At 38.0% G+C, this 20,451-nt stretch carries 13 protein-coding genes, 1 tRNA gene and 4 pseudogenes; 15 read left to right on the forward strand and 3 right to left on the reverse strand.

Annotation, left to right across the window (positions count from 1 at the left end):
- Positions 1-8: 8 nt before the first annotated feature.
- Together CICURV3402_RS03405 and yjgA are read left to right on the forward strand one after the other, a co-directional pair.
- Positions 9-1,168: pseudogene (locus CICURV3402_RS03405) on the forward strand (glutathionylspermidine synthase family protein).
- 25 nt (positions 1,169-1,193) lie between these two features.
- Positions 1,194-1,751, forward strand: coding sequence for a ribosome biogenesis factor YjgA (gene yjgA / locus CICURV3402_RS03410; RefSeq protein ID WP_158379856.1), 558 nt, complete (start codon positions 1,194-1,196; stop codon positions 1,749-1,751).
- Positions 1,752-1,803: 52 nt separating this feature from the next.
- Here the strand turns inward: yjgA and CICURV3402_RS03415 are convergent.
- Positions 1,804-1,880, reverse strand: a tRNA-Pro gene (locus tag CICURV3402_RS03415).
- Between the two features lie 118 nt (positions 1,881-1,998).
- Between CICURV3402_RS03415 and hemB the strand changes: the two are divergent.
- The 3 genes and pseudogenes from hemB to fre all read left to right on the forward strand — a co-directional run bounded on the left by hemB (position 1,999) and on the right by fre (position 5,845).
- A pseudogene (hemB, locus tag CICURV3402_RS03420) lies at positions 1,999-2,994 on the forward strand (porphobilinogen synthase).
- 640 nt (positions 2,995-3,634) lie between these two features.
- Positions 3,635-5,122, forward strand: coding sequence for a 4-hydroxy-3-polyprenylbenzoate decarboxylase (ubiD, locus tag CICURV3402_RS03430; RefSeq protein WP_158379857.1), 1,488 nt, complete (start codon positions 3,635-3,637; stop codon positions 5,120-5,122).
- Complete coding sequence (gene fre / locus CICURV3402_RS03435; protein ID WP_158379858.1) at positions 5,123-5,845, forward strand: NAD(P)H-flavin reductase; 723 nt, start codon at positions 5,123-5,125, stop codon at positions 5,843-5,845.
- Positions 5,846-5,885: 40 nt separating this feature from the next.
- Here fre and rpoH read toward each other — a convergent pair whose 3' ends face one another.
- Positions 5,886-6,743: an RNA polymerase sigma factor RpoH gene (gene rpoH / locus CICURV3402_RS03440; protein WP_158379859.1), complete on the reverse strand. Its 858-nt coding sequence runs from the start codon at positions 6,741-6,743 to the stop codon at positions 5,886-5,888.
- A gap of 198 nt (positions 6,744-6,941) precedes the next feature.
- Between rpoH and lpcA the strand changes: the two genes are divergently transcribed.
- The 9 genes and pseudogenes from lpcA (at position 6,942) to asnB (ending at position 16,488) form a co-directional block, all read left to right on the forward strand.
- On the forward strand, positions 6,942-7,562 hold the full coding sequence (lpcA, locus tag CICURV3402_RS03445) for a D-sedoheptulose 7-phosphate isomerase (RefSeq protein WP_158379860.1): 621 nt from the start codon (positions 6,942-6,944) through the stop codon (positions 7,560-7,562).
- Positions 7,555-8,340, forward strand: a pseudogene (locus tag CICURV3402_RS07830) (class II glutamine amidotransferase). The gene lpcA and the pseudogene CICURV3402_RS07830 overlap by 8 nt, the downstream one beginning before the upstream one ends.
- Positions 8,337-9,299, forward strand: coding sequence for an ABC transporter permease (locus CICURV3402_RS03455; RefSeq protein ID WP_158380010.1), 963 nt, complete (start codon positions 8,337-8,339; stop codon positions 9,297-9,299). Before CICURV3402_RS07830 ends, CICURV3402_RS03455 begins: the two are co-directional and overlap by 4 nt.
- The gene (gene sapC, locus CICURV3402_RS03460) at positions 9,286-10,185 is read left to right on the forward strand and encodes a putrescine export ABC transporter permease SapC (RefSeq protein WP_158379861.1); all 900 of its coding nucleotides are present in this window, start codon (positions 9,286-9,288) and stop codon (positions 10,183-10,185) included. Before CICURV3402_RS03455 ends, sapC begins: the two co-directional genes overlap by 14 nt.
- On the forward strand, positions 10,185-11,177 hold the full coding sequence (sapD, locus tag CICURV3402_RS03465; protein ID WP_158379862.1) for a putrescine export ABC transporter ATP-binding protein SapD: 993 nt from the start codon (positions 10,185-10,187) through the stop codon (positions 11,175-11,177). The genes sapC and sapD overlap by 1 nt, the downstream gene beginning before the upstream one ends.
- Entirely contained in the window at positions 11,177-11,992 is an 816-nt protein-coding gene (locus CICURV3402_RS03470; protein WP_158379863.1) for a peptide ABC transporter ATP-binding protein, read from the forward strand. Before sapD ends, CICURV3402_RS03470 begins: the two co-directional genes overlap by 1 nt.
- A gap of 89 nt (positions 11,993-12,081) precedes the next feature.
- Entirely contained in the window at positions 12,082-12,861 is a 780-nt protein-coding gene (gene fabI / locus CICURV3402_RS03475; protein ID WP_158379864.1) for an enoyl-ACP reductase FabI, read from the forward strand.
- Positions 12,862-13,094: 233 nt separating this feature from the next.
- Complete coding sequence (yejM, locus tag CICURV3402_RS03480) at positions 13,095-14,810, forward strand: LPS biosynthesis-modulating metalloenzyme YejM (RefSeq protein ID WP_158380011.1); 1,716 nt, start codon at positions 13,095-13,097, stop codon at positions 14,808-14,810.
- A gap of 13 nt (positions 14,811-14,823) precedes the next feature.
- A complete protein-coding gene (gene asnB, locus CICURV3402_RS03485; RefSeq protein WP_158379865.1) occupies positions 14,824-16,488 on the forward strand; it encodes an asparagine synthase B in 1,665 nt (554 codons plus the stop codon).
- Positions 16,489-16,538: 50 nt separating this feature from the next.
- Here asnB and CICURV3402_RS03490 read toward each other — a convergent pair.
- Positions 16,539-17,085 (reverse strand): annotated as a pseudogene (locus CICURV3402_RS03490) (DUF721 domain-containing protein).
- 105 nt (positions 17,086-17,190) lie between these two features.
- Here CICURV3402_RS03490 and secA point away from each other — a divergent pair.
- Entirely contained in the window at positions 17,191-19,899 is a 2,709-nt protein-coding gene (secA, locus tag CICURV3402_RS03495; RefSeq protein ID WP_158379866.1) for a preprotein translocase subunit SecA, read from the forward strand.
- Positions 19,900-20,451: the final 552 nt, after the last annotated feature.

A 20,451-nucleotide genomic window follows, 5' to 3' on the forward strand; every position in this document is an offset into this window, starting at 1 on the left:
TTTTCGTTATGAAACATGTCACCATTAAAGAACGTCCAGATTGTCGTAAAAAAGCGGATGAATTTAATTTTTATTTTCACAGCATGCATGGTAAAGATTACTGATATGAAGAAGTTTACTATCAATTGACCCTCGCTCAGATTGAAGAACTAGAAAATACAACAGCAAAGTTGTATCAAATGTGCGTAGAATCTGTAGAAAAGTCGTTAATAGTGAAGAACAACTGACCCAATTTTATATTCCTCGGCATTGCTAGGATTTTGTAAATGATTCATGGAATACAAACCAACCTTCTCTTTACTCACGCCTGGATTTAGTTTATGACGCTCAAAACACCGTAAAACGTCTTAAGAATAATGTTGATCAGTCCACTTCGTTGTATGAAACGTACATGTTTTCAATGGTTGTGGCTGGAAGATCAAATACAAGCTCAACACTTAAGTATGGAAGCAGACTAGTATAATAGTTTGCAAGAAAAATTGATTCAGCGTTTTATTGATCTTAAATCTCAATATGGCTTTACTTTTTTATATTTTACCGCTTATCAGGAGAGTGAAGAGGGTCTTGCCACAGTGCAATATTTAAAATACTGTGCAAAGAAGCAGATCTGGAAGGCCGATTTCTTTTTATTGGCGAGATTGGGTTAGGGGAAAAGAGCGAATTGACTTACCTAGATGATCAGGTTATCCAATATTTGTTCAAGCTCTACCATTAGGAATTTATATTTAGAGAAATATTCTCAACGAAATTAGAAGGCGCTTATATTAGTTGGTCGGAACCTGATTGGAAAAGCTTTATTTCTAATAAAGCCCTGTGACTTTTGTTGTGGGAGATGTGTCCCCATCATCCTAATCTTTTATCTGCTTATTTTATTAATGATCCTGCCATCAATTTATCTAATTACGTGGTTAAACCTCTTTTTTCAATAGAAGGGGAAAACATTGAAATCGTAAAAGAATGTGAAAAGATCGCGCAATCTGCAGGGCCGTATGGGGCAGAAAAGAAGATCGTACAAAAATTTTACCTATTACCCCGTTTTTTCGACAGTTATACTGTGATAGTGAATAGGTTGATTCATGATTAACCCTATAGGATAGGCTTACGTGAAGATAATGAATTAATGATGCAAGACCTTGCACGCTTCTATCCACATATTATCTTGAATTGATGACTTGCCGATGGCTTAAATATTGATGAATAGCAATAAAAAATCTGAACATGGTCTTAATGAGAGAGTTCAAAGAAAAAATGATAATCATAAGCAATCTATTTTTGTCAGTAAAAGTAAATTAAAACGAGATGCTGCGGCATTAAAAAAATTAGGCCGAGAATTGATTGATTTAAGCAAACAGGCTTTAAAATATATTCCATTAGATACAGATTTACTAGCGGCTATTGAGCTGGCTCAAAAACTAAAAAAAGAAGGCTATCGACGACAGATTCAACTGATTGGCAAAATGTTACGCTCTCGACAAGAGCAGCTACAATCGATTAAAACTGCATTAAATGAACGATATCACTGTGATCGTGAAGATATTGTACTTTTGCACCAATTAGAAAATTTGCGTGATTCGCTTCTAGAAAAAGGAGACAGGACGATTGTGGACCTATTGCAACTGTATCCATTAGCAGACCGTCAACATATTCGGAGCTTGATTCGAAATGCTAAAAAAGAAAAAGCGGCTGATCAATTTCCAAAAGCTTCAAGACAAATGTTTGAATATCTTCGTCTATTATCAAAAAATAATTAAAAGTGATTGAGATAAATGAGAAAGAATAAAAAAGAGGATTTTACAGGCTATTTGGTCGGCATGAGAGGATTTGAACCTCCGACCCCCGCCACCCCATGACGGTGCGCTACCAAACTGCGCTACATGCCGAAATTTTTGGTGATCCTATCTTTTTTTTGTTTTTATGCAAGCTTTTAGCTGGTTGCTAAGAATATATTTATTTCAGAGATTCAAAACATCGTCATTAATTATTGACTCTTAAATCAAGATGCACCATCACTTAGTAAATCAATATGAATGCTTGCCTAAGCACTTGCCCTATCGTCGTATGCGCCGTGGGCGCAGATATCGTTTCAGACGTCGTTTACTGACTGAATATCATCGCAGATTAAATGACCTGATTTACCACGTATTTATTATAGAACGTTACTTTCGTCGTGAAGAGATCGTTTTGATGCCTAATATTTTTAGGATGAGCCTTGATCTCTTACTAAAATAGGCAGAGCAGGTTGCTCAATTCAGTATTCCTGTGATGGCTTTATTTCCAGTGATTGAGCCGAGCCTCAAATCATTACAAGCAGAAGAAGCTTATCATCCCGAAGGATTAGTGCAACGTGCAATTCGCTTATTAAAAATAATTTACTTCAGTTGGATGTCTTAGCTGATGTGGCATTAGATTCTTATACTGAACATGCTCAAGATGGTGTTATCAAGTATCTTCAGGATGTGATCAATAATCTCATTAACAAGATTTTAGGACGGTAGGCTTTTTCTCAAGTAGACGCAGATATTATCGTGTCCAGCAATATGATGGACGGGCGTATTAGAGTAATACGATCTGAATTTGAAAGTAAGGTTTTTATAATATATCAATCATAGCGTATGCAGGAAAATATGCTTCCTGTTATTATCGCCCATTCCGTGAAGACGTTGGTTCAAGCTATCATTTTAATAGGGGCTATAAAAACATATCAAATGTATCCCGCTAATACCGATGAAGCTTTACAAGAAGTGGCTCTAAATATACAAGAAGACGATGATATGGTCATGGTAAAACATGGTATGCCTTGTTTGAATGTTGTACGCCGAGTCGAATAGACTATTAGAGTGCTAACTTTTACTTATCAAGTCTCTGTTGAATATGCTATGCATCAATCCGCCATCCAAGACGAGATGAGTACAAGAAAAAGACGTTATTATGGAATTATTACTTTATTTTAAGCACGTGGGTGCAGACGCTATCTTAACTTATTTTGCGAAATAGATAGCAAAATGGCTAAATGAAAATGCTCAAAAATAAAAATCTTATTTTTTGAAAATCATTATTTTTAAAACTTTTTTAAACTTGTTGATGAAGCATATTCATCAATAAGATAGAACGCATTTTACCATCAGGTTCTGAATAAATTGATTGTAATCCAACAAAAGAGCCTTCGATGATTAAAACAAGATCGCTGGGCGCTTGGGATTACGAGAATAGACTAATTTATCGAGTGTCCGCTCTTGTATTTGAGTGATAACGATATCTGTAATCACCGCCCACTGGTTTCCAAAACACACAAAATATCTTATGGCACGTGTCGCTCTGATACAGTGGGTGTGAATATTGTGCGGATCAAAATGGATCAATAAATAATTGAAAAAAGGTTCTTCTACTTAGAAGCGCTTGCCTCTCAATCGCTTTTCGACTCTGACCAAGGATGTCAGAAAGGACACTTTTATCGTTCTAAAAGTTCTTAGGCTCAAAAAACTTATCCCCGCTTGCAATACAATAAATACCATGATTTTATCATACTGCAGTACGTTAAAAGACAATCAATAGTATAGTATATACGGTACTCTAAATAAAAACGCTGACAATATCTTATAAACGATTTATTTTAATTTTTAAAACGTGATCAATTATGAAATACAAAGATCTCAGAAATTTTTTAGTCTTACTTGAAAAAAAAGGGGAACTCAAACGTATCAATCAAACTATTGACCCTTTTCTGGAAATGACCGAAATTTCTGATCGTACTTTGCGAGCTAAAGGGCCCGCTCTGTTATTTGAGAAGCCAAAAGGGCATTCTATGCCGGTTCTGTGCAACCTTTTTGGTACTACTCAAAGAGTTGCAATGGGGATGGGACAGAAAGACATCAGCACCTTGCGTGAGCTGGGTCAGCTATTAGCTTTTTTAAAGGAGCCAGAACCCCCCAAGGGTTTTCGTGATTTTTTTTCTAAATTGCCAAAATTTAAACAAATTTTAAATATGCCGACTAAAATAATGACATCCGCGCCCTGTCAGGAAGAAATTTGGAAAGACAATGTAGATCTCAGTCGTCTCCCTGCGATGCATTGCTGGCCAGGAGATGTTGCACCGCTCATCACTTGGGGACTAACTATCACACGAGGTCCTCATAAAGAGCGACAAAACTTAGGGATTTATCGTCAACAGGTGCTATCAAAAAATAAGATCATTATGCGATGGCTTCCACATCGTGGCGGAGCATTAGATTATCGAGAATGGTATAAAACAAATCCTGGGCAACCCTTCCCTATTGCTGTCGCTTTGGGCGCTGATCCCGCAACTATTTTAGGTGCAGTCACACCTGTGTCTGATACACTGTCTGAATATGCATTTTCAGGTTTATTGCGTGGCTATAGAACGGAGGTCGTCAAGTGCCTTTCCTCTGATCTTCAAGTGCCCGCTAATGCTGAAATCGTTTTAGAAGGATATATTCAACCAGAGGAGACAGCTGCAGAAGGGCCTTATGGTGATCATACAGGTTATTATAATGAAACTGAGCATTTTCCTGTTTTTACAGTTACTCATATCACCAAACGACAGGACGCCATTTATCATTCCACCTATACGGGCCGCCCCCCTGATGAGCCTTCCATATTGGGGGCTGCTTTAAACGAGGTTTTTATTCCTATTTTGCAAAAACAATTTCCTGAGATTGTGGATTTTTATTTGCCTCCTGAAGGGTGCTCGTATCGTTTAGCCGTCGTCACTATAAGAAAGCAATACGCTGGCCACGCTAAACAAGTCATGATGGGCGTGTGGTCATTTTTACGTCAATTTATGTACACTAAATTTGTGATTGTTTGTGATGATGATATTAACGCTCGCAATTGGAATGATGTGATCTGGGCTATTACGACCAGAATGGATCCTGTAAGGGATACTCTATTAATAGAAAATACACCGATTGATTATTTGGATTTTGCTTCCCCTGTTGCAGGGTTAGGGTCAAAAATGGGCTTGGATGCCACCAATAAGTGGTCAGCAGAAACTAAACGCGTCTGGGGGCGGTCTATTAAGATGGATAAAAGTATTTGTGATCGCATTGATGCCATTTGGGACGAACTGAATATCTTCAATCAACAATCTATTAAGAAAAAATAAATGGCTACTCTAAACTGTAAAGTGAACTCAGTAGAATCCATTAACGATACAGTCTATCGGGTAAAATTAACGCCTTTAGGCGAATTTTCATTTCAGTCGGGGCAGTATTTGATGATCATCATGGGCGAAGGTAACCATCGTCCATTTTCTATGGCATCCACTCCCCTAGAAAAAAAAGAAATTGAATTACATATTGGGACTTCAGATTCTAACACCTATGGCATGGCCGTGATGGATCGTATTTTTCAAAATAGAGGGATTGATATTGATATCCCGCATGGTCATGCCTGGTTTCGTCAAGGCAGCCGGCACCCTCTTTTATTGATTGCCGGTGGGACAGGGTTTTCCTATGTACGTTCTATCTTATTGAGTGCGTTATCGGAACAACCTCATCGTGAAATATCCGTTTATTGGGGGGGGCGTGAATTAAAGCATCTTTATGATTTAGAAGCATTACAGGCCTTGAGTATCCAGCATTCAATGTTTACTTTTGTGCCCGTTATCGAACAAGCTCAGCCAAGTTGGAAAGGAAAAACAGGAACGGTATTAAACGCTGTTTTAGAAGATTATGAGCTGCTAACGGAACAAGAGATTTACATTGCGGGTCGTTTTGAAATGGCGAAAATTGCGCAAAAGCAATTTTGTGAAAGGCGCAATGCAAATTCAGCCAGAATTTATGGGGATGCTTTTGATTTTCTTAAAACAGCATCTCAAAATTTTTAGGAAAATCGAACTCCCGATTTTTTAGGTCCTTGATAAAAAATTAAATGCCTATGGATAAACGTAATTTTTTCATCGCATTTTTTTCTAATTGACGAACCCGTTCGGGAGATACACCATAACGATCCGCTAATTCCTGTAGCGTCGATTTGTTGTCATTATTCAGCCAACGCGCGCGAATAATATCTTGGCTACGTTCGTCTAAATCTTTTAATGCAACCCATAGACTGTCCGCCGCATGATTTCCCCAATTATTTTCTTCGATATTATCTGCAAAATCAGAATTTTTATCTTCCAGATACATTACAGGCGCAGGCGATTGACCCTCGCGAGATTCATCTTCTAATGGTAATTCAAATGCCATATCCTGTGCTGACATGCGTGATTCCATTTCTCGAACATCTTTACTGGTCACGCCTAATTCTTTTGCCACCATGTCAACTTCATTTTGACTAAACCAACCCAAACGTTGCTTCGCTTTGCGTAAATTAAAAAAAAGTTTGCGTTGAGCTTTAGTGGTCGCCACTTTAACGATTCGCCAGTTACGTAAAACGTATTCATGAATTTCTGCTTTGATCCAATGAACCGCAAAAGAAACCAAGCGTACACCCATGTTCGGGTTAAAACGTCGAACCGCTTTCATCAAGCCGATATTACCTTCTTGAATCAAGTCAGCTTGAGGAAGACCATAGCCAGAGTAATGACGAGCGATGTGTGAGACAAAACGTAAATGAGATAAAATAAGCTGCTTGGCGGCATTTAAATCGCCGTGAGAATGAAGACGTTCCGCTAAGGCCCGTTCTTCTTCTTCGGTAAGCATTGCATAAGAATTCGATGCTCTAAGATAAGCTTCTAAGCTACCATGAGGCATTAAAGCCAGAGTGGGCATTTCTTTCATCATGTAAACATCCTCTCATCAATTTTTAGTATGGATACTAATGATTCTTGAGATACTTTCTATTAAGGGTTAATTTAATCGCAGGATGCAATAAAATAAATTGCCGTATTGTAACATTGAAAAAAGAAGATTCAAGCATTAACCAATGAGCCTATGCTGATGGCTTAAACACTCTTACCGCATCAATAGAGAGAAAAGAACATGTGTATTGATTTAATTCGTTTTGAGTTACAGCAAGCAGCGCAGATTTTAAATCAGTTTATGAGCGAAGATAAAAATCTTGATCCTGTTAGACAGGCGGCTTTTTTGTTGATTGATACCTTTCACGCAGGTAAAAAAGTCATTTCATGCGGTAATGGGGGCTCTCACTGTGATGCGATGCATTTTGCTGAGGAACTAACGGGGCGTTATCGCGAAAATCGCCCCGGGTATCCGGCCATTGTAATTTCTGATGTTAGTCATATTTCTTGTGTCGGGAATGATTTTGGTTATGAGCATGTCTTTTCTCGTTATGTAGATTCAGTGGGTTGTGAAGGCGATGTATTATTCGCTTTGTCTACCTCGGGTAATTCTAAAAATATCATTAAGGCCATCCAATCAGCACGACAAAAAAAAATGAAAGTCATTATTTTGACGGGACAGATGGGCGGTGCAATGTCAAACCTTGCTGATGTCAAAATTTGTGTTCCTCATCATGGGTACGCTGATCGTATTCAAGAAATTCACATTAAAATAATACATATATTGATTTTTCTGATTGAACAAAAAATGGACATCAACAACGAATCTCTTAATTTTTTAAAGGAGGAAGGCAATGTGTGAATTGCTGGGTATGAGTGCCAATGTATCCACAGATATTTTCTTTAGTTTTACAGGGGTTATTAAACGGGGAGTACAGGTCCTCATAAAGACGGCTGTGGCATTACACTATACGAAGGCTACGGATACCATACATGCAAAGATTATCAGGCTTGCTTTCATTCGCTTATTGCTCGTTTTATACAAGACTATCTTATTAAATCTAGCATCGTAATCTTACATATTCGACAAGCTAACACTGTCTCATTAGAAAATATACATCCGTTTACTATGGCTGTATGCGGGCGATACTAGACTTACGCTCATAATGATCAATTTAAAGATTGCGAACAGCTGGATACGGGCGCTATAACACCTATTGAGAACACAGATAGTGAAGATGCGTTCTGTTGGATACTTAGCCAATTATCAAAGTGTTATCATTCTATTTCAAAGTGTTGGTCATCTGTGTTTATTTTATTGAAGAGTTATCAACCTAATTAAGAAAAGTAGGAATTTTTAATATGTTACTGTCTGATGGAGTGATATCTTATGGCCTTCTGCGCGACCCAATTGTTCTGGATCACCAGTCGTGCACTTTTTGGCAAAGCCACTTTATTAGATTAAGATATAGAAGTGGCTTTTCAACAACAGACCAACTCTGATGATGTGGTGAATGTAATAGCGACTAATCCACTCACTACTAACGAAACATGGGAAAATGATGCCAAGAGAATGTCTGCTTTTTCGCTTTTGCGAAAGCACGAGGGCATCATCAAAACAAAAAGTACTGATATCATGATCATTTTGGCTTTACATCGCGTTTTACTGTTTTTTATGATCCTGCCGATACTCTTGCTTATTAGTTTTAGCCTAAAATTTTTTCCTGTTTTAGCGCCTCTGCATCATATCTCCCTAGAACAAGCTTTCTATCATTTTTTTAATGATCTATTACAATGGGATTTCGGTGTTTCAAACACTAACGGGCAATCGATCACAGATCAAATCATAGTGATTTTCCCCGCTACTATGGAATTATGTTTTCTTGCGTTTTTGCTGGCCTTGTTTTTAGGTGTGCCATTGGGCATAACAGCAGGTATAACAAAAGGGAGGTGGCCAGATACCGTGATCAGTTTTTTAGCGTTGATCGGATTTTCGATACCCGTATTCGTATTGGCATTACTTTTCATCCTTTTTTTTTCCATGCACTTGAATTGGTTAGCTTATTTCGGACATTTTTCAACTTTAAATCACATTCAACAGGTCACGGGTCTGTCTTTAATAGACAGCTGGTTTTCTGTAACCAATAGAAAAGAGCATATGATAAATACATTAAAACATCTCATTCTGCCTGTCACTGTATTGACCATTCATTCCTGTAGTGAAGTCATACGCTTATTACGTATCAGTACCTATCATGTGATGAATCAAAATTATATTAAAGCAGCGGCAACACGGGGATTATCTCTTTTGACAATGATTTTTTATCACATTTTACCTAATGCACTGCCTCCCATCATCACCAAGCTAGGCTGGCAGTTTTCAACCATATTAAGTTTGGCGATGATCATCGAAGTAATTTTTGATTGCCCAGGATTGGGGCCCTGGCTGATAAACGCGCTCACTGATAAAGATTATGCGGTGCTCTCGGCCGCTGTCACTGCAATAGGTTCGACTGTGTTGATCATCTGTCTGATTGCAGATGTTTTAGGCATCCTCATGGCCCGTCCACAAAAAAAGGAATGGTATGCCCTTCGATAGCATTGGAAACGTTTATAGTGAAAAAAAACCACCCGGTATTTTAAAGACGATCTGGCAGATTTTTTACACAGATATACTGAGTATGACTGGTTTTTATGGTGTTCTCTGTTTGGTGCTAGTTTGTATTTTTGGACACTTGATTGCCCCTTATTCTGCTGATCTGGTTTTTGAAAATCAGATCTTATTGCCGCCTTCTTGGTCACATAATGGGAGCGTATCTTTTTTTTTTGGTACGGATGATCGAGGAAGAGATATTTTGAGCCGTTTATTGTCAGGAGCAGCGATGACCTTTGGATCAGCATTACTGGTTACCTGTATCGCCGCGTTATTGAGCTTATTGATAGGCGTATTGGGGGGTATGAGTCGAGGTTTTACGGCGTTCGTAATGAAACATATTTTTGATACTTTATTTGCTCTTCCTTCTTTATTGATAGCTCTCCTGATTGTGGCTTTCTCATCTCCATCTTTATTCAAAGCAACCTTGGCAGTTTTTTTGGCGATTTTACCGAGAATGACCCGCACTGTTTATGATCTAATCCGTGATGAGCTAGATAAAGAATATGTGATTACGGTTCGTTTGGAGGGTGCCTTAAAATTATATATTTTATTCAGCATTATTTTGCCTAATATTTCTGCAACGTTGGTGATGGAATTAACACGATCTTTATCCATGGCGATCCTTGATATTTCGGCACTTGGTTTTTTAAATCTAGGTGCCCCTTTTCCCTCATCAGAATGGGGGGCCATGTTAGGCAGCTCGATACATTTACTCAGAGAGGCCCCTTTGGCGGTTTTTTTTCCTAGTATATTGATTTCAATTAGTATTCTTTTTGTTAATATAGTAGGCGATGGCTTATACAGAGCTATCAATAAGAGTGTGCGGTGATGCCACTACTTGATATTCGTAATCTGACCATTACCATTATGACGACAGGTGGCCCTGTAAAAGCGGTTGACAGGGTCAGTATGATATTAAGTGAGGGCGAAATAAGAGGTGTAGTGGGTGAATCTGGCTCCGGCAAAAGTTTGATTGCCAAAGCCATTTGCGGTGTGAGCAAAGAAAGCTGGCGCATCACAGCTGATCGTTTTCGTTTCAATGATATTGATTTATTAAAATTATCCCCTCGTGCACGGCACAAATTAATAGGACAAAATATTTCTATGATATTTCAAGAGCCCCAGTCCTGCTTGAACCCTGCAAAAAATATTGGCATACAATTGATTCAATCAATACCAAGCTCGACCTACAAAGGTCGTTGGTGGCAAGTGTTTCGCTGGCGTTTGCGGCGTGCTTTTGAATTACTTCATCGGGTTGGTATTAAAGATCCGAAAAAAATGATGAAAAATTATTCTTATCAATTAACACAAGAAGAATGCCAGAAAGTCATGATCGCCATTGCATTAGCGAATCAACCCCGACTTTTGATTGCAGATGAGCCCACCAACTCGATGGAGTTAGCAACTCAAGCACAAATTTTTCGTTTTTTAACACGTTTAAATAAAAATAATGGTACCACTATTTTATTGATCAGTCACGATCTACACATGATAAGTCATTGGGCAGATCGAATTAATGTATTATATTGCGGTCAAACAGTAGAAAGCGCGGATCGGTATGAATTATTAAATACGCCTTATCATCCTTATACTCAAGCCCTGATCCGCTCAATGCCTAACTTCGGACATTTTCTGCCACATAAAAGCCGCCTGAATACTTTACCCGGCGTTATTCCTTCATTAGATCATTTACCCATCGGTTGTCGTTTAGGGCCTCGTTGTTCTTATGCACAAAAAATTTGTATTAAAACGCCTAAATTAAGACAAATAAAAAATCATGCTTTTGCCTGTCATTTTCCGTTAAACATGGAAGAGCAATAATGTCGGACTGTCTGCTTGAAGTGCGTAACCTCAGCAAAATTTTCTACTACCGTACAGGGTTTTTTTTTCAAAAATATGATGAAGCATTGAAGTCTGTCAGTTTTACTTTAAAAGAAGGTAAAACCTTGGCAGTGATAGGCAAAAGCGGCTCTGGCAAATCCACACTAGCCAAAATATTATCAGGCAGGATAGAGCAAACTGAAGGGGAGTTATTACTCAATGGCCATCTTCTTCAGTATGGTGATTATGCTTATCGTAGCAAACAAATACGGATGATCTTACCCGATCCGGATATATCACTTAATCCACGTCAAAGAGTGGGAGAATTATTAAATATCCCGCTTAAATTACATACCTGTTTAACGGATTTAGAACGTAAAAAACAAATACATAAAATTTTACGGCAGGTCGGTTTGTCTGCAGAACATGCGAATGATTACCCTCATATGCTCACTTTAAGTCAAAAACAACGTATCGCCTTAGCCTATGCGCTTATTTTGCAACCTAAAGTGATCATTGCCGATGAAATTTTGATTTCATTGGATATGCCGATGCAAGCTCAAATGATTAATTTAATGCTTGAATTACAAGAAACACAGGGTATTTCATATATTTATATCACTCAACATTTTGGCATCATCAAACACATCAGTGATCAACTGATAGTTATGAGCGAGGGGAAAATTATAGAGCATGGTCACACCGCTGAAGTTTTGGCTTCGCCTTTACATCATGTTACTCAAAACTTAATTACACGCCATTTTAGTCAAGTATTAACGGCGGGGTCTTGGCGTCAAGACAATAAAGATTTTTAATATTCGAATGCATTGATATTAAAAATATAGGGTTCGCCTATTTTCTAGCAGCCTCATTCCGTCAAAATCATCAAATAAGGATAATCACTATGAGTTTTCTTGCCGAAAAACGTATTCTCATCACAGGTATTGCTAGCAAGCTTTCTATTGCTTATGGAATAGCTCACGCCATGAAACGTGAGGGGGCTGAGCTAGCCTTTACTTATCAAAATGCAAAATTAAAATATCGCGTAGAAGAATTTGCCAAAAATTTGGAGTCAACATTGGTTTTTCCTTGTGATGTTGCCAAAGATAAAAGCATCGATGGTTTGTTCTTAGAATTATCTCAACATTGGCCTAAATTTGATGGTTTTGTGCACTCGATTGGTTTTGCGCCTAGAGATCAATTAGAAGGGGGGTATATTAAAGCGGTCACTCGTGAAGGTTTTCAAATTGCACATGATATCAGTAGCTATAGCTTCGTTGCTTTGGCTAAAGCTTGCCAAAAGATGCTCAACGAAAACGCGGCTTTACTGACCTTAACCTATTTAGGTGCTGAGAGAGTGATCCCAAATTATAACGTGATGGGTTTAGCCAAAGCTTCTCTCGAAGCGAATGTCCGTTATATGGCCAATGACTTAGGGCCAAAACAGATCAGAGTTAATGGTATTTCTGCTGGTCCTATTCGTACATTAGCCGCTGCTGGTATTTCGGATTTTCGAAAAATGCTGACACAATTTGAAAAAATGGCACCCATTCGTCGTACAGTGACAATCGAAGATGTGGGGAATTCAGCCGCTTTTTTGTGTTCTGATTTAGCAGCGGGCATCACCGGTGAGATATTACATGTAGATGGCGGTTTTAGTATTACGGCAATGAATGATAATTAATATCAAAAATCTATATTCCAGATCGAACGCTATTATCTTATCCGGATTCAAATGTTATCTTGAAAAAGTAAAAAATTAGCATTTTTTATTAAAGCAGAGAGTAAGTTTTTAATCAAGTACTGCAATGCCTGATGCCATTGATTGATATAGATGTTTTAATCAGAAAATAAATAGTTTCATTGAGTTAAGGATAAAAATTGGGCAAAAAATTGCATATAAAGCCATTGACTATTTTGCGCATGAAGCGTCAGCATTATAGAGAAAAACTCTCTCAGATGATCAGTTGGGGGCATTGGTTTGTTCTTTTTAATATATTTTTAACTTTAATATTTGGCAGCCGATATTTATTTGTATCTGACTGCCCCACTTCTTTTTTAGGGCGTGTTTATGCCTTGGTCGGTTGGCTTGGGCATTTTAGCTTTATTATTTTTGTGGTTTATCTTTTAATCTTATTTCCGTTAACCTTCATTATTTTTTCTCAACGCTTACTTCGATTTTTTTCTGTTATTCTTGCGACATCATGGCTGGCATTACTGCTTATTGATGGTGAAATTTTTACTCGATTTCATTTACATATGACACCTATGATATGGGCGTTTTTAATTAACCCTGAACAAACTCAAATGAGCCGAGATTGGCTGTGTTTGTTTATTGCTATACCGATTATCTTTTCGATTGAGATGTTAGTTAGTATTTTTTGTTGGCAAAAATTAAGAACATCCACAAAAAAAATATTTATTAATTTATTAATAGGGTTGTTTATTACTGCTTTCTGTACTTCTCATATTTTATACAGTTGGGCTGATGCGCATTTTTACCGACCTATTACTATGCAAAGATCAAATCTTCCTTTTTCTTATCCTATGACGGCACGCAATTTTTTGCAACAATATGGTTTATTCAATCAACAAAAATATGAAAAACAGCTGATAGAAAATGACAAAGTAAATGCGTCATCGATAGAGTATCCCCTGAGTAAACTTACTTTTGACGATAAAGGAAGTGGCTACAACTTATTGTTGATTGTGATTAATAACATCAAAACCCCTGATTTTGAAAAGGCGATGCTTAAAGCCGGCGCATTTGCTCAAGCGCATCTTCAATTTAAAAATCATTACAGCTCAGGGAGTAAAGAAGAAACTGGATTATTAGGGCTATTTTATGGAATTTCATCCACTTATCTTGATAGCATCTTATTTACTCGAAAACCCTCTGTGCTCATTTGCTCGCTAGAGGCACAAGGCTATCAATTTGGATTATTTTCCTCTGATGGTTTTAAAAACCTTCTGTATAGACAGGCTCTATTCACAGATTTTTCTTTGCCTGCGCCTATGTTACAGAGCAACCGAAAAACCACTGAAGAATGGTATAAATGGTTTAGTAAAAAATTAAATACGAGTCCATGGTTTTCTTATATTCATTTTAACACTTCCTCAACTGCTATAGAGCCATATGAGGCGCGTATCAAAAATATTGATCAACAGATTTCAGAGATAATAGATGTCCTGAAAAAAGATCATCAGTTCACTAAAACGGTTATTATTATTACAGGCACATATTCGGCTGCAGAAAATCAAAATAAAATAATTCCTTCTAAGGTGCCTCTGATCGTTTATTGGCCAAAGATCTCTATGCAAATCATCCACAAATTAACCAGTCATCAAGATATTATGGCGACGATCATGCAAAAATTGTTACATACTACAACGGCAGTTAAAGAGTATTCACAAGGTGAGAATCTTTTTACGCCTGAACGCCTATATCCTTGGATATTAACAAAAAAAAATAAAAAAATACTGGTAGTGACACTCAATACAATGATCGTTCTGGATGATAATGGCAGTTACCATACTTACGATCAAAGGGGGAATATAATCCAAAATGATACGTCAGGATTATCACTTTTATTGCAGGTTTTAACTGAAACAAAACGTTTTATTGCAGATTAATAGGAAAATGATTATGTGTTCTATTTTTGGAGTGTTGAATTTAAAAACAGACCCAGCCGAATTACGAAAAAAAGGGTTAGAAATGTCGAGACTGATGCGACATCGTGGCCCGGATTGGTCTGGTGTTTATGCTTGTGATAAAGCTATTTTGGTACATGAGCGTTTATCCATTGTTGACATCAATGGCGGCGCTCAACCTCTTTATAACGCGAAAAAAATCCATATTCTTGTGGTCAATGGTGAAATTTATAATCATCAAGCATTACGGGAAAAATATAAAGAACGATATGAATTCCAAACGGATTCAGATTGTGAAGTCATTTTGGCGCTGTATGAAGAAAAAGGAGAGCAGTTTTTAGATGAACTTCAAGGAATGTTTACCTTTATTCTTTATGACGAAGAAAAAGGCACTTTTTTAATCGGGCGTGATCACTTAGGGATCATCCCATTATATATGGGAGAGGACGAGAATGGTACCCTGTTTGTGGCTTCTGAAATGAAAGCGCTAATGCCTGTTTGTCAAACATTAAAAGAGTTTCCTCCAGGCAGTTATTTTTGGAGCAAAAATAAAGAAATCACCTCCTATTATCAGAGAGATTGGTTTGATTATCATCAAATCAAAGAGAATACAATAGATCAAAAACAACTGATAAAGGCATTAGAAGATGCTGTAAAAAGTCATTTGATGACGGATGTCCCTTATGGATTACTGCTTTCAGGCGGTTTAGATTCTTCTATTATTTCTGCTATCACCAAAAAATTCGCGGCACGCAGAGTGGAAAACAACCAATATACTGAGGCTTGGTGGCCACAACTGCATTCATTTGCTGTAGGTCTGGAGGGCGCTCCTGATTTATTATCTGCAAAAGAAGTGGCAAAAGCGCTCGGCACAGTTCATCATGAAATTCATTTCACTGTTCAAGAGGGTATAGATGCGATACGAGATGTGATTTATCACGTTGAAACCTATGATGTCACCACTATTCGTGCGTCTACACCCATGTATTTAATGGCTCGCAAAATTAAAGCCATGGGAATCAAAATGGTGCTCTCTGGTGAAGGATCAGATGAAATTTTCGGAGGCTATCTTTATTTTCATAAAGCGCCTAATGCGCAAGCATTTCACGAAGAGACGGTACGAAAACTACTGTCATTACATGTGTACGATTGTGCTCGAGCGAATAAAGCAATGGCAGCATGGGGGGTGGAAGCTCGAGTCCCTTTTTTAGATAAATATTTTCTAGATGTGGCAATGCGCATTAATCCAAAAGAAAAAATGTGTGGTCATGGAAAAATCGAAAAACAGATTTTACGCGAATGCTTTCAGTCTGACTTGCCTGCAAAAGTGGCCTGGCGTCAAAAAGAGCAATTTTCTGATGGCGTGGGTTACAGTTGGATAGACTCTTTGAAAAAAAAGGCAAATCAGCAAATCAGCGATCAACAGCTTGAAGCAGCACATCTTTGTTTTCCTTACAACACTCCAACATCGAAAGAAGGCTATTTGTATCGTGAGATATTTCAGGAATTATTTCCGCTACCATCTGCTGCAAAATGCGTTCCAGGAGGGCCTTCGGTGGCTTGTTCTTCCGCGAAAGCAATGGAATGGGATGCGTCTTTCAAAAAGAGCGCCGATCCTTCTGGCCGTGCAGTAGGGGAGATACATCAGTCCCCTTATTAAGCACGGTTTATCTGAAGAGGTTTTCTGGTACTGCTTGAAATTTTCCTCCTTTAGATCGGCGGCGTGGATGTCGAGTTGTTTACTAACCCTGCTAAACGTTTTAAGGCATCGCTGAGTTTTTTCGGACTCTTGCTCGCTAGGTTCACTAATTACTGGGCTGTTTTCAAGCTCAGGCAGCAGCGGTTTAATTCATCGATTTCTTTTTTTCATTCCTTCGAGTTTTTGTTTCGTATTGTGAAATTCTAACATTAAGATCGGATTAATCCTGATGTGGATTGAACACAATGATGGTAGAATTTGTTTTCTCAATGCTGAGAGAAGGTTAAGCTGTTCATAACGTAAACGCATCATCCAGCTTCCATTAGCAATGTCTAATACTAAAATATTTTGTCGATAATTGGCGACACGGCACCATGGTTGTAAAGGGGGTGACAACAATTTTTTTACAACCGCATTTAACTTAAGCAATCCAATGGCATGTTGCTCTATGTTTTTAGTTTGATCGGGTTGTGATAAAAGCTCTTCGAGCCTATCTTCTTGGCTTTCTTTTTGGAGCAAAATGTTGAGTCTTTGTGGTCGGCTTTGACGTTTTGGCATGTTTGAAACCTGTTTGATGATAAAATAGTTTTGCTTCAACCAAAAATACTGTACAGCATTTATCTTCTTTCTTGAACCTTTTGTCTTTTAGAGATACTCATCATCATGTTAATCAAATTACTCACTAAAGTATTTGGCAGCCGTAATGAGCGTACTTTGCGTCGCATGCATAAAGTTGTTGATCTGATCAACAGCATGGAATCAAAAATTGAACAATTATCGGATGAAGAATTATCTGCTCAAACTTCTCAATTTCGAGAACGTTTAGCGGCAGGTGAGGCATTACAAAGTCTACTACCAAAAGCTTTTTCAGTAGTACGAGAAACCAGTAAACGTGTTTTTGATATGAGGCATTTTGATGTTCAGCTCCTCGGAGGCATGGTACTCAATGAACGTTGTATTGCAGAAATGCGTACAGGTGAAGGTAAAACATTAACAGCGACTTTACCGGCCTATTTAAACGCTTTGACCGGACGAGGCGTGCATATTGTGACGGTCAATGATTATTTGGCCAAACGAGATGCAGAAAATAATCGTCCGTTATTTGAATTTCTTGGGCTTACTGTAGGTATTAATCTCGCTGGCATGAACTCGAATAGCAAACGTAAAGCTTATCAGGCTGATATCACTTATGGTACTAACAACGAATATGGGTTTGATTATTTGCGCGATAATATGGTGTTTAGTCCAGAAGAGCGTGTCCAACGGGAACTATATTATGCACTGGTAGATGAAGTCGATTCTAATTTGATTGATGAAGCTCGAACACCACTGATTATTTCTGGCCCTATTGATGATAGTTCTGATAGATACATTCAGGTCAATACACTGATACCTCACTTGATTCGACAAGAAAAAGAAGATTCAGATACCTTTAAAGGCGAAGGGCACTTTTCGGTGGATGAAAAATCCCGTCAAGTCTATTTAACAGAACGTGGCTTGGTTTTAATCGAAAAAATGTTAATAGAAAATAGCATAATGAAAGAAGGGGAATCACTTTATTCCCCTGCCAATATTATTCTCATGCACCATGTCACGGCAGCATTACGGGCACATATGCTTTTTATACGTAACGTGGATTATATTGTTAAAAAAGATGAAATACTCATTGTAGACGAACATACAGGGCGCACTATGGAAGGTCGCCGTTGGTCTGATGGCTTACATCAAGCAATAGAAGCTAAAGAAGGAGTGCACATTCAAAATGAAAATCAAACCCTTGCCTCTATCACCTTCCAGAATTACTTCCGATTGTATGAAAAATTAGCAGGTATGACAGGGACTGCGGATACGGAAGCGTTTGAATTCAGATCTATTTATAAATTAGACACCATCGTGATTCCTACAAATCAGCCTATGATACGCCAAGATTTAGTGGATTTAGTGTATATGACAGAGAAGGAAAAAATGGAGGCAATTATTAAAGACATTCGCTCACGTACTGCCAATGGGCAACCGGTTTTAGTTGGCACTATTTCCATTGAAAAATCAGAACTTATCTCTTCTGAACTACAAAAAGCAGGTATCCAACATCAAGTTTTAAACGCAAAATTTCATGCAAAAGAAGCAGAAATTGTTGCCCAGGCAGGCCAGCCCGGGACGGTCACCATTTCCACTAACATGGCAGGGAGAGGTACTGATATTGTATTGGGTGGCAGCTGGAAAAGTGAAATAGCGGCGCTGACTGATCCTTCTGAAAAAAAGATGATGGCGATTAAAGAAGCTTGGAAAATTCGTCATGATGCGGTACTTGCCTCAGGAGGATTACACATTATTGGTACAGAACGTCATGAATCCCGCCGTATTGATAATCAACTGAGAGGCCGTTCAGGTCGTCAGGGAGATGCAGGGTCATCCCGTTTTTATCTATCGATGGAAGATGCATTAATGCGCATTTTTGCCTCTGAACGTGTATCTGGGATGATGCGTAAACTAGGAATGGCGCCTGGAGAAGCGATTGAACATTTATGGGTCAGCAAAGCGATTGAGAATGCGCAACGTAAAGTAGAGAGCCGAAACTTTGATATTCGTAAACAACTGCTTGAATATGATGATGTTGCTAACGACCAACGTCGAGCCATTTACAGGCAACGTAACGAGTTATTAGACGCCAACGACATCAGTGACACGATCAGCAATATACGTGAAGATGTGTTACAGATGATTGTTGATCGTTATATTCCCCCTGCATCTTTAGAAGAAATGTGGGATGTTCATGGTTTGGAGCAACGATTTAAAGAAGATTTTGAACTGAATTTACCTATAGCTCAATGGTTAGAAGAAGAACCTCAGTTATATGAGAACACCCTGCGTGACCGTATTTTACAGAAAGTGATTGAAAGCCATCATCAAAAAGAAGAGAATATAAGCGCTCAAATGATGCGCAGTTTAGAAAAAAGCGTCATGTTGCAAACCTTAGATTCTTTATGGAAAGAGCATTTAGCAGCGATGGATTATCTTCGTCAAGGGATTCACCTTCGGGGATATGCACAAAAAGATCCCAAACAGGAATATAAACGGGAATCTTTCTCTCTGTTTTCTTCTATGTTGGAATCATTAAAATATGAAGTGATCAGCTTGCTCAGTAAAATTGAGATCAGTATGCCGGAAGAAGTGAAACCTGTGGAACTTGAATATTTGAAAGAAACAGAATGTGCCGGGAAGCAACAAGAATTGAGCCATCAAAATCATGAAAAAACCTTACAATTAGTATGGGAATCAAAACACAAAATCAATGGCGAAAAAATAGGTCGCAACAATCCTTGCCCATGTCAGTCTGGTAAAAAATATAAGCAATGTCATGGGCGTTTATGATTTGAAAATAAAAAATTTTTTCTTTCTTTAGTTTTTTCTTATCTTGTCGATTACTGACCCCAAAATGTTTTTTAATTGTGATTTATTGTATGGTTGAAAATGTTTTTGATATTAATAAATGGTATTTTATAAAAAAGCGTTACTTAAGTATTATTTTTAAATTTAAAGGAGGTCAGTGTGGTAGCCACAAGATGACGCCTATTTATTAATGCAATAAATCCTAATTCAACGAGCTTGTATTAGTCATCAAAAATTAGTTCTATGGCATCGAGTGTTACTAGCATTCATTTTTACTAGCTTTAATAATAAACATCAGATAAAGCCTTGCTTACCCAATAAAAACTAAAATAAATAGGAATTTTATGAAAACTATGACGTTAAAATGAGAGGCTAAGATATCTCTGGATGCGACAAGATACCAGAGCTCCTATCATAATGGGTAAATAGGCAGCGATTATTTTTCTTTAGGAACTGGTGTTTTTTCCTAGTGGAATCTTCATAGGAATAGTATTGCTAATAACTGGATTTTCTTGCTGCAAGATGTTCTAATTC

Source organism: Candidatus Williamhamiltonella defendens (assembly GCF_900699045.1).
In the GTDB taxonomy this organism is placed as follows: Bacteria; Pseudomonadota; Gammaproteobacteria; order Enterobacterales; family Enterobacteriaceae; genus Hamiltonella; species Hamiltonella defensa_A.

What these genes read in the sequence shown, in the direction of transcription:
- yjgA (WP_158379856.1), top strand. Translation starts at nt 1,194, where the DNA reads ATGAATAGCAATAAAAAATCTGAACATGGTCTTAATGAGAGAGTTCAA.
- ubiD (WP_158379857.1), top strand. Translation starts at nt 3,635, where the DNA reads ATGAAATACAAAGATCTCAGAAATTTTTTAGTCTTACTTGAAAAAAAA.
- fre (WP_158379858.1), top strand. Translation starts at nt 5,123, where the DNA reads ATGGCTACTCTAAACTGTAAAGTGAACTCAGTAGAATCCATTAACGAT.
- rpoH (WP_158379859.1), bottom strand. Translation starts at nt 6,743, where the DNA reads ATGATGAAAGAAATGCCCACTCTGGCTTTAATGCCTCATGGTAGCTTA.
- lpcA (WP_158379860.1), top strand. Translation starts at nt 6,942, where the DNA reads ATGTGTATTGATTTAATTCGTTTTGAGTTACAGCAAGCAGCGCAGATT.
- CICURV3402_RS03455 (WP_158380010.1), top strand. Translation starts at nt 8,337, where the DNA reads ATGATCATTTTGGCTTTACATCGCGTTTTACTGTTTTTTATGATCCTG.
- sapC (WP_158379861.1), top strand. Translation starts at nt 9,286, where the DNA reads ATGCCCTTCGATAGCATTGGAAACGTTTATAGTGAAAAAAAACCACCC.
- sapD (WP_158379862.1), top strand. Translation starts at nt 10,185, where the DNA reads ATGCCACTACTTGATATTCGTAATCTGACCATTACCATTATGACGACA.
- CICURV3402_RS03470 (WP_158379863.1), top strand. Translation starts at nt 11,177, where the DNA reads ATGTCGGACTGTCTGCTTGAAGTGCGTAACCTCAGCAAAATTTTCTAC.
- fabI (WP_158379864.1), top strand. Translation starts at nt 12,082, where the DNA reads ATGAGTTTTCTTGCCGAAAAACGTATTCTCATCACAGGTATTGCTAGC.
- asnB (WP_158379865.1), top strand. Translation starts at nt 14,824, where the DNA reads ATGTGTTCTATTTTTGGAGTGTTGAATTTAAAAACAGACCCAGCCGAA.
- secA (WP_158379866.1), top strand. Translation starts at nt 17,191, where the DNA reads ATGTTAATCAAATTACTCACTAAAGTATTTGGCAGCCGTAATGAGCGT.